Origin of the sequence: Marinovum sp. PR37 (assembly GCF_028807375.1) — a bacterium.
Lineage (GTDB): Bacteria > Pseudomonadota > Alphaproteobacteria > Rhodobacterales > Rhodobacteraceae > Marinovum > Marinovum algicola.
This window is the reverse complement of record NZ_JARAML010000053.1, coordinates 1-8,451: the sequence shown is the minus strand read 5'-3', so window position 1 is coordinate 8,451 and position 8,451 is coordinate 1. Positions and strand designations below refer to the sequence as shown.

The 8,451-nt window shown below is 59.0% G+C and carries 8 protein-coding genes; 5 read left to right on the top strand and 3 right to left on the bottom strand.

Annotated elements, in window-relative coordinates:
• Positions 1 to 36: 36 nt before the first annotated feature.
• Together PVW49_RS23395 and PVW49_RS23390 are read right to left on the bottom strand one after the other, a co-directional pair.
• Positions 37 to 786 carry a hypothetical protein gene (locus tag PVW49_RS23395; protein WP_274591764.1) on the bottom strand — a complete coding sequence of 250 codons (750 nt, stop codon included), beginning with the start codon at positions 784 to 786 and terminating at the stop codon, positions 37 to 39.
• 808 nt (positions 787 to 1,594) lie between these two features.
• Positions 1,595 to 2,164, bottom strand: coding sequence for a transposase (locus PVW49_RS23390; protein WP_274591763.1), 570 nt, complete (start codon positions 2,162 to 2,164; stop codon positions 1,595 to 1,597).
• 227 nt (positions 2,165 to 2,391) lie between these two features.
• Here PVW49_RS23390 and PVW49_RS23385 point away from each other — a divergent pair, with 227 nt between their 5' ends.
• Entirely contained in the window at positions 2,392 to 2,973 is a 582-nt protein-coding gene (locus PVW49_RS23385; RefSeq protein WP_274591765.1) for a rhomboid family intramembrane serine protease, read from the top strand.
• Positions 2,974 to 3,155: 182 nt separating this feature from the next.
• On the opposite strand, the gene PVW49_RS23380 is transcribed toward PVW49_RS23385, so the two are convergent.
• Positions 3,156 to 4,073, bottom strand: a complete 918-nt coding sequence (locus tag PVW49_RS23380) for a LysR family transcriptional regulator (RefSeq protein WP_274591762.1) — start codon at positions 4,071 to 4,073, stop codon at positions 3,156 to 3,158.
• Positions 4,074 to 4,177: 104 nt separating this feature from the next.
• Between PVW49_RS23380 and PVW49_RS23375 the strand changes: the two genes are divergently transcribed.
• The 4 genes from PVW49_RS23375 to PVW49_RS23360 all read left to right on the top strand — a co-directional run bounded on the left by PVW49_RS23375 (position 4,178) and on the right by PVW49_RS23360 (position 8,267).
• A complete protein-coding gene (locus tag PVW49_RS23375; RefSeq protein ID WP_274591761.1) occupies positions 4,178 to 5,137 on the top strand; it encodes a tripartite tricarboxylate transporter substrate binding protein in 960 nt (319 codons plus the stop codon).
• 67 nt (positions 5,138 to 5,204) lie between these two features.
• Positions 5,205 to 5,675, top strand: coding sequence for a tripartite tricarboxylate transporter TctB family protein (locus PVW49_RS23370; RefSeq protein ID WP_274591760.1), 471 nt, complete (start codon positions 5,205 to 5,207; stop codon positions 5,673 to 5,675).
• Between the two features lie 5 nt (positions 5,676 to 5,680).
• Entirely contained in the window at positions 5,681 to 7,198 is a 1,518-nt protein-coding gene (locus PVW49_RS23365; protein ID WP_274591759.1) for a tripartite tricarboxylate transporter permease, read from the top strand.
• Positions 7,191 to 8,267: a lyase family protein gene (locus PVW49_RS23360; RefSeq protein WP_274591758.1), complete on the top strand. Its 1,077-nt coding sequence runs from the start codon at positions 7,191 to 7,193 to the stop codon at positions 8,265 to 8,267. Before PVW49_RS23365 ends, PVW49_RS23360 begins: the two co-directional genes overlap by 8 nt.
• The last annotated feature ends 184 nt before the right edge of the window (positions 8,268 to 8,451 follow it).

Below are 8,451 nucleotides of genomic sequence, written 5' to 3'. Positions count from 1 at the left end.
CCTGATTGTCGCGCTGATCTCACCCTGATTGTCGCGCTATACGAGAAGGTCTTTGCCGATGTCGCCATCGCCAACGAGGCGAATGACAGCACGGTGCCCACGGTGCCCAAGACCAGATGCAGCGACGATCTCCTGGAAGGTAAAGCGCGCCCCCATGTGCGGTGCGAGACCCAGGACTGCTTCATCGGCTTCCGGGTCCCAGCCGCGGCGAGCTTTATGGATCGCTTCGACACAGGCACGATAGGTCGGGTGGAACAGGTACCGCGAAGTCACAGTGAACCGGTCAGCTACCTCGCAGGGCGTCTGCTCGGCCGTATTGGCGATTTCGGCCAGATACGATTCACGGCGAGCTTTTTCATCATACTTTACCGAGACGAGCACTTCCTCGCCGTTCCGCAGGAGGACATGGGCATCGACGCGTGTGAAGGTGTCCTTCCCTGACAGGTCGACGAACGGTACGGTCGTATGCTGCTCCATAAAGTTGATGACCTCGGGATGGCCCGCAATATTGAGGTAGACCTGCGCTTCTTCGAAAGACGCGCACCAGAACTCCTGAAGAACTGCTCTCCGATGCAACCGCGTGACGAAGGCCACCCGGCACGTGCTGCTCGACTTCCAAACGCTCTTGGGCTTGTCACTCTTCATGAGCTGCTTACTCAGGCGCGTGCGGGTCAGCTTGTGCGGATCGTCAGGGTCTGCCATCGGCGGCGGAGTGAAGGTGGCCTCCCAAAGGTGAGGCAAGTGGGCGTGCGGATGGCCGTCCGCGATTTCCAAAGCAGTCTGCATGGCATGACTTTCCTATTCACGCCGAGGGGTCCGGCGCGTTGTGTGAGACTGGTTCGCCCTGTGGGGCGAATGTTGTGGGTGGGTGCAGGGCACCGACCCGTTGCGTACCAAGCGCACGGGGGTCTTGCGCCGCCGGAAAATTTCCGACTGCGAACTTGTGCAGGAGGGTCAGCTCGACTACGTTATCGGTGTCTTACGTCGATCAGCAGTGATGCACCCTTCCTTGCCCGGGGGAAACAACGCCCTGCGCTGAGTTTCATGGGTCTGGCTACGTCTTTGGTCCTCTCTCCGTTTCGCATTCCGGGGCGCATCGAGTGATGCTCCCTCGAGAAATGGCTTCATATGATCGGCGCTCGTTTCGGCGGCGCGCTTGTTCTGTCCAGGGCGATCGAATGCGAGATCGGCTCCCATTCGATCATTAGGTTTCTTCCTGATCGTGTCGTCGAGACCTACCACGACTCGGCGACCAATTCTGGTTAAAGCACACCGCTCCCGGCGAGTCCATTTCTCTTACAATTCAGTATGTTGCGAGAAAATCGCCTCGTGTATTTTTCGCTTCCTATCCTGCCTCATTTCGGACTGTGCTCGCCCCGTTGACCTTGGTGCCAGTGTCGTCTCTTACATTTCGCAGGTATGCGGAAAAATCGGGGGCACATACCTATGGAAGGAAGAAATCTGTATAGAAAACTCAACAACGAGATGCACCGGCTCCAAGTCTCGGATCGATCAACTGCGGAGTTTTCCGGTTTCCGCGGTTATCCTCCGGGCACGCTTCCCCCGAATTTCATCTAAGAAACAGAGGGTTCACTCAGACGTCGATGCAAATGCATTGAATCAAGAGCCCCGTGCCGCCAAGAGCCAAGTCTTTCTCCAGAATCTTCCGAACCCGATGCGCGGTCGGATAGGCGACACCAAGGACATCCGCAAAGGCATGAAGGCCGTAATCGTGCCTTCCGCTCCTCGCGCGCCAGCAGATGTATATCTCGGCAGCGTCGAACCAGAGTTGAGGATACAGCTTGCTCGACCCGAGCAGAGACCGGGTCAGGACCGTGAACTGGTATCTACAATTTCGGCAGTGGTACGTTTTTCGCCCTTCGAGATACCCGACGTCTTGGCTCTGGCACTCGAGGCATGTGACCCCGCCGGGCCACCGCACCTCCGCTAGACGCTTGCGGCAGAGAAGGTCCGTGCTGAACACCGAAGTCACACCGTTTTCCGGCAATCGTCCAGCCAATCGCTGCCAGTGGAGCTCCTCGAACATCGGTTTTGTTGAGCATTTTTTCTTCATCGCGCCCTGTAACGCAGAGGGGCCACAATCTTCAATAATGGGGTCGTACTTTCGGTCGGAAAAACTCGAGCCAAGATTGGCGGCCGGCATCCAGGGCTCGTTTTCGAATTTGTGAACAAGGTGCCGCTGGCCGTCTTATCCGTCCCTGAGCCGTCTAGGAAAAGAGCTTTGGATGCCGAATTACAGCTGCCCGGAGTAGCATCCGTCGCTCTAAATTGTCACGTCGTTGACCGCGTCGACCTACCGCCCTCCGAGCCCGTCACCTGTGGGGGCGCGAAAGCAATTGAACGGGCCGGGAGACCTTTACCTTGGACGGCATGAAGAAAATGGATTACGTGCGCGCGGTCTTTCGGCGCGCCGCGGCTCTTGCAGCCTTTGTCGGCCTGCTCTGGGGGAGCCAGACAGCAAACTGGATCACCGGCTATGTTTTCAACCCGGCCTTCGGCCTGATCTCCCGGCACGTCAGCGGGTTGGACGGCATCGTCGCAATGCCCTTACAACACGGATGCTTTGCGCACCTGATGGCCAATACGGCGCCATTATTGGTGATGGGTGGGCTGCTGGTGACCGCTGCGACGCGGGCCTTGCTGGCTGTGAACGCCGTGGTGATCGGCCTCGGCGGCGGTCTCGTCTGGCTCTTCGGAAGCTACGCAATCCATATCGGCGCGTCGGGGCTGATCTTCGGCTGGTTCGGCTTCCTCGTGGCGCGCGGCCTGGTGGATCGGTCGCCGGTCACGCTGGGCGGGGCACTGCTGGTAGGCTTCCTTTATGGCTCCATCCTCTGGGGCGTTCTGTCAGGTCAACCTAGCCTCTCCTGGGAGGCCCACCTGTTCGGCGCTATCGCGAGCGCATCTGCTGCAATCCTTTTGCCGACACATGTCCATGCTCCGCGCCTCTAGAGCAGTCAGGATTGAAGCAGCAAACCCGGCCCAAGGCGACTTTGCTCGCCGCTCCAGATGCTGCACTGCCGCTTCGCCGAAGCAGACATTGATCGATTGCGCGGCACTTCTGTCAGAGCAATGATCTGGTGGCGGGCTTTGGAGATCAATGCAAAACGCATTCGAATGACCGTTGCTGACCTTCAGTCCGGAATTTCTATCGTCGGCGAAGCATCCGCCAAGCGTTGTGCGTTGGACCGCAGAATCTCGATCAGGTTTTCGAGGCGATTGGACGGAGGCGGATTGATCGGGAACAAAAGCCCGAACGACATCCATCTTTCAGGCGTTATCGGGATCAATCTGATGCGGCTGGCATCCACCTGAGAGGCAACAAGTTCATCGGCGATTGTGATGCCTCCGCCGTCAGCGACCAGGGCACAAGCGAGCGCCGAAGAGGCAACTTCGCAGTTCTGCTTCGGCGTCAGACCTGCGGATTGAAACATGTCGTCCAGCTGTTCGCGCAAAAGTAGGCCGTGCATGAGCCGGATCATGGGCTCACCATCCAGGTTGTCGACGGATATTTCTTTGGCCTGTGCGAGGGGATGATCAACCGGCACGATGGCCTGCGCGCGGACCCGAAGCAACAATTCCGTGCGGATGTCCGGGTGATCCACTGGCAGCGCACCTATACCAATGTCGTATTCACGCCCGGCCAGCCACTTTCCGGCTTCGCGCCGGGCGCGAACATCCAGGCTGACGCCGATGTCCGGGTATTGTTGCACGAACCTGGCCACTGCGGGCGAGGCAAGCGCCTGTGCGACCCGTGGCATCGCAACAACACGCAGGTTTTCGGTTCGCCCGGCCCGGATTTCCGCAGCAATCCGAGGGACTTCGTCCAGGTTGTCGAGGATACGGCCCGCTTCGCGAAAGAATGCGAAGCCTTCGGGTGTCGGCGTCAAGTTCCGCTTTGAGCGATCAAAGAGTGTCAGGCGCAATTCGCCTTCCAGACCTGAAATCAAGCGGCTGACAGCGGGTTGCGACAGGTTCAGTATCCGACTTGCGGCGGCCAGAGACCCTTCCGACAGGGTCGCGCGGAAAGCGCGAAGGGCTTTGATATTCATGCGCCATACCATTGCAAATTACGCAAGTAATGTAAGCATATTTGCATTTTTTACAATTCATTTTGGATGATAGGAACGACATCATCAATTCTGGGAGGACCAACATGAAAAGAAGATCACTCATCGGAGCCGCCGTTGCAGGCGCCGCACTTTTGGCGACAGCCACGGCAAGTTTTGCTGCCGACTGGCCGAAGCGCCCGATCAACCTGGTTGTGCCCTACCAGGCAGGCGGCGGGACCGATGCTTATGCCCGCGCTATTTCCGCCGCAGCGGCAGGCGTGCTGGACGTACCGGTTGTCGTCGTGAACAAGCCGGGCTCCGGTGGCCTGAATGGCGCGAATTCCGTCGTCGGCGCGCGCCCGGATGGGTACACCATGATGATGACATCCGGTGGCTCGTTCCTGTTGTCGACCATGACACGTGACACCGACATCGACGCGCTTGACTCCTTCGAGTTCGTTGCACAGGTCGGGAACCTGCAGACCTCGTTGATGGTTCCGAAAGACAGCCCGTTCCAATCGGTTCAGGACGTCATCGACGCGGCCAAGGCCAATCCGGGCTCCCTGCGTTGGGCGCATTCCGGACGCGGCGGTTTCCACCACGTGGGCGGTCTTGGCTTCCTTGCCAACAACGGCATCGAGGCACAGGACGTCCCCTTCAAAGGTGGCGGCCCGACCCGCGCTGCGCTGATAGGTGCGCAGGCCGATTTCGGCTTCCTCGGCGTTCAGCAGCTTGCAGGTTTTGAAGACAACCTGCGCGCACTGGCCGTCAACAGCCAGGATCGCGATGGCATCATGACCGACGTTCCCTCCTTTGGTGAACTGGGCATTCCGTTCGCCGCCGTTTCCTCGCCGGTTATCGTATTTGCGCCCAAGGGTACCCCGGCCGAAGTGGTCGCGACGATGGAAGCCGCGCTGGAGGCGATTGCTGCCAAACCTGAATTTGCAGCACTTCTGGCAGAACGGGGCACTGGCCCGGTTTATGCCAGCGGAGCCGACGCCAAAGCGGGACTGGCCGCGATGAAGGCCGACGCCGCGCCTTTGGTTGAAAGCCTGACGAACTAAGCGCGCGTTCATGAGTGGGGCTGCCAAACAACGCAGCCCCTTTTCAAACGACATGGGAGGGATGGATATGCGTGCCTATGCAGAAGGCATGGTCCTGATGATATTGGGACTTGTGGCGGTCGTTGGTGTCTGGAATGTGCCCGCCGCCAATGACAACGAAACATGGGCCGGAATTGCCCCTTTTGGCGCGGGCCTTGGGCTCCTGGTGATCGCGGGCTTCATGTTGTTTGGCGCACGGCAAACCGCTTCTGCCCAATGTGATCAAGCGCCGCAGAACGCAGGCAGTGTCCTTTACATTCTGGGCCTCTTCGCAATCGCCTTGCTCTATCAGCAATCTATCCGCTGGTTTGGATATGTACTGCCGACAGCCATCGCGGCCCCCGTCGTGCTCTATATTTTCGGCGTGCGCAGCTGGATCGGCCTCGCGATTTCGGTCGTTGTCTGCCCGCTGATCTACCACATCATTTTCTTCGAACTTCTTGGGGTCTTCCCGCCGTATGGCGAGGTGTTTGACCTGCTTGATGCGATCAGAGGGTAACGGTCATGGTTATCTTCCCTGCAATTCTTTCCGTGATCTCCGATCCAATGTTGCTGGCTGCGATCCTCCTGGCCGCCGTCGTGGGCATGGTCGTGGGCGCTATCCCTGGCCTGACGGCCTCTGCCGCCATAGCAATGCTGTTGCCAATCACCTTCTACATGGACCCGCTCTTTGCCTTGGCCTTTCTCTACGTGATCGGCAAATCGGGCCGCTACGGTGGGTCGATTGCCGCGATCCTGTTCAATACACCCGGTACAGCAGCCTCGGCTGCGACGCAGATTGACGGCTATCCGCTTGCGAAATCCGGCAAGGCCGGCAAAGCGATGAAGGTGGCCACGATCTCTTCGGTCATCGGCGACTTCATGGGCGATATCATGTTGGTCGTGGGCGTTGGTTTCATCGCCGCCCTGGCATTGAAACTCGGCCCGCCCGAAACATTCGCTATCTATTTTGCCGCCTTTGTCGTGATCGGCTCGGTCATCGGGAAATCCATCCTCAAGGGGCTGGCTTCGGCTTTGATCGGTGTGCTTGTTGCCATGGTCGGCCTCGACCCGATTTCCAGCGAAGAACGCTATACCTTTGGTTCATTCGATCTTTCGAACGGCATTGGTCTCGTGCCTTTGATGATCGGTGTCTTCGTGCTGGGGGAAGTGTTCGCGCAATTGGAAGACCGCCTGAAGGCAAAAGACGGTGAGGTCGAGGCAACCACTTCGACCGGCGATGACAACGGCCTGAGCTGGGACGAATACAAACCCTGTCTGCCGCATGCTCTGCGGGGCGGTTTCATCGGGGCGTTCATCGGCGTGTTGCCCGGTCTTGGGTCTGCCATCGCGGCGTTTATCTCCTATGGCGAGGGCAAGCGCCGTGCCGCGAACCCTGAACAATGGGGCAAGGGTGCGCTGGAAGGCGTGGCTGCGCCAGAGGCTGCGAACAACGCGGTTTCGGGCCCGTCGATGGCACCGCTCCTGACACTTGGCATCCCCGGCTCAACTATCGGGGCGATCTTGCTGGGCGTCTTCCTGATCCACGGCATTCAAGTGGGCCCGACGCTGTTCCTGACCGACAAGGAGCTAGTTTACCGCCTGTTTGCCTGCGGAATGATCGGCATCGCGGCCTATGGTTTGATCGGCTATTTCGGCGCCACCCAGGTGGCAAAGCTGATCCTCAAGATCCCGACGAACGTGCTCTACCCGATGATCTTCTTGACGTCCTTTGTCGCCGCCTATTCGGCGCGGGGCTCCATGTTCGATGTCACGGTGATGACCATTGCCGGTTTTGTCGGCTGGCTGATGCGCAAGTATGACTTCAATATCGCCGCTTTCGTCATCTCCTTCGTGCTGGCAAAGGGCGCCGAGGAAACCTTCCGCCAATCCATGCTGATGTCCGATAGCGGTGCGCTGGTCTTCATCGAACGCCCGATCGCGGCCCTCTTCCTCGCAATCGGCGTCGCGGCCATGGCCTTCCGCATTCGCGGCATCCTGCGCGAGCAGAAACTGGTGAATGGGGAGCTTGGTGATGCTTGACTGGCATCTGATGCAAGACTGCTTCTCAAGCAAGGAGATGCGCAGCATCTGGTCCGAAGCGTCCACGCTATCGGTCTGGATAGAGGCCGAGCAGGCGCTTGCACGCGCGCAATGCGATACCGGACTCATCCCGCAAGAGGCGGCAGATGCGATAGGTTCGTTTTCGCTCGCCGATCTCGATCGGGATCAAATGCAGAAGGACATGAAGAAGGTGGGCCGTCCAATTGTCGGCTTGGTCAAACAAATGCGCGCCCACGTCGGCCCCGAGCAGGCACCGCACGTCCACTTCCGCAGTACGACACAGGACATCATGGACACGGGCCTGTCGATGCAGATGAAGCTTGGACTGCAGGCCGTTCTTGCGAGCGTTGATCGCCTGATTGCAGCCCTGGGCGAAAAGATCGACGACCACAAAGAGACGCAGATGATTGGCCGTACGAACGGGCAACATGCGGTGCCGATGCTTTTTTCGACAAAACTACGCGTCTGGCAAGCGGAGCTGGGCCGGCATGTCGAACGGTTGCACGATGCGTCGCATCGAGGTCTCCTTGTTCAGGTTGGCGGCCCGCTCGGGGATCTGGCATGTTATGACGGCGACACGGGGCAGCGCGTCAAATCCAGGCTGGCGGATACCTTGGATTTGGGCACCGTCGAACCCCATTGGCAGAATGCGCGCGATGGGGTTGCCGAGATCCTAACCGGCCTGGGGGCTTTGTGCGCCTGCCTGTCCAAGATCGCCCATAACATCAATCTGTTGTCGTCCTCGGATATTGGCGAAATCTCCGAAGTCCATTCAAACGGCAAAGGCGCTTCCTCATCGATGCACCACAAGAAAAACCAGCGCGCAAGCGAGTTTGCAGAGGCCGCAAGTCGTCTGGGCCGACAACGTGCGGAGCACATCGGTGAACTCACCCTGCATCAGCACGAGCGTTCCGGCGGCGTTTGGATTGCAGAATGGGTCGTCGTTCCCGAGGTATTTCTTTTGACATCCGGCGCTCTGGAATGGTCGGAAAAGATGCTGGCAGACATGATTGTTTGCGAAGAGGAAATGGCCGAAAAGCTGATCTGAGCCGAACCCGGATAAACGCCGCATCGTGCGCTTCGGTCGCCTCGCGGCTGGCCAATCGCGGCCCATTCCTGCTTTTGGCCGTCGCTCTTTGATGCTGCGCCGCCGACAGTCGGAGTTGCCGTTCGCTGCGGGTAAAAACACTGACCTGCCACGGAACTTTCATCCAACCGCGACCGGAGCCCGG

What these genes read in the sequence shown, in the direction of transcription:
- PVW49_RS23395 (WP_274591764.1), bottom strand. Translation starts at nt 786, where the DNA reads ATGCAGACTGCTTTGGAAATCGCGGACGGCCATCCGCACGCCCACTTG.
- PVW49_RS23390 (WP_274591763.1), bottom strand. Translation starts at nt 2,164, where the DNA reads ATGCCGGCCGCCAATCTTGGCTCGAGTTTTTCCGACCGAAAGTACGAC.
- PVW49_RS23385 (WP_274591765.1), top strand. Translation starts at nt 2,392, where the DNA reads ATGAAGAAAATGGATTACGTGCGCGCGGTCTTTCGGCGCGCCGCGGCT.
- PVW49_RS23380 (WP_274591762.1), bottom strand. Translation starts at nt 4,073, where the DNA reads ATGAATATCAAAGCCCTTCGCGCTTTCCGCGCGACCCTGTCGGAAGGG.
- PVW49_RS23375 (WP_274591761.1), top strand. Translation starts at nt 4,178, where the DNA reads ATGAAAAGAAGATCACTCATCGGAGCCGCCGTTGCAGGCGCCGCACTT.
- PVW49_RS23370 (WP_274591760.1), top strand. Translation starts at nt 5,205, where the DNA reads ATGCGTGCCTATGCAGAAGGCATGGTCCTGATGATATTGGGACTTGTG.
- PVW49_RS23365 (WP_274591759.1), top strand. Translation starts at nt 5,681, where the DNA reads ATGGTTATCTTCCCTGCAATTCTTTCCGTGATCTCCGATCCAATGTTG.
- PVW49_RS23360 (WP_274591758.1), top strand. Translation starts at nt 7,191, where the DNA reads ATGCTTGACTGGCATCTGATGCAAGACTGCTTCTCAAGCAAGGAGATG.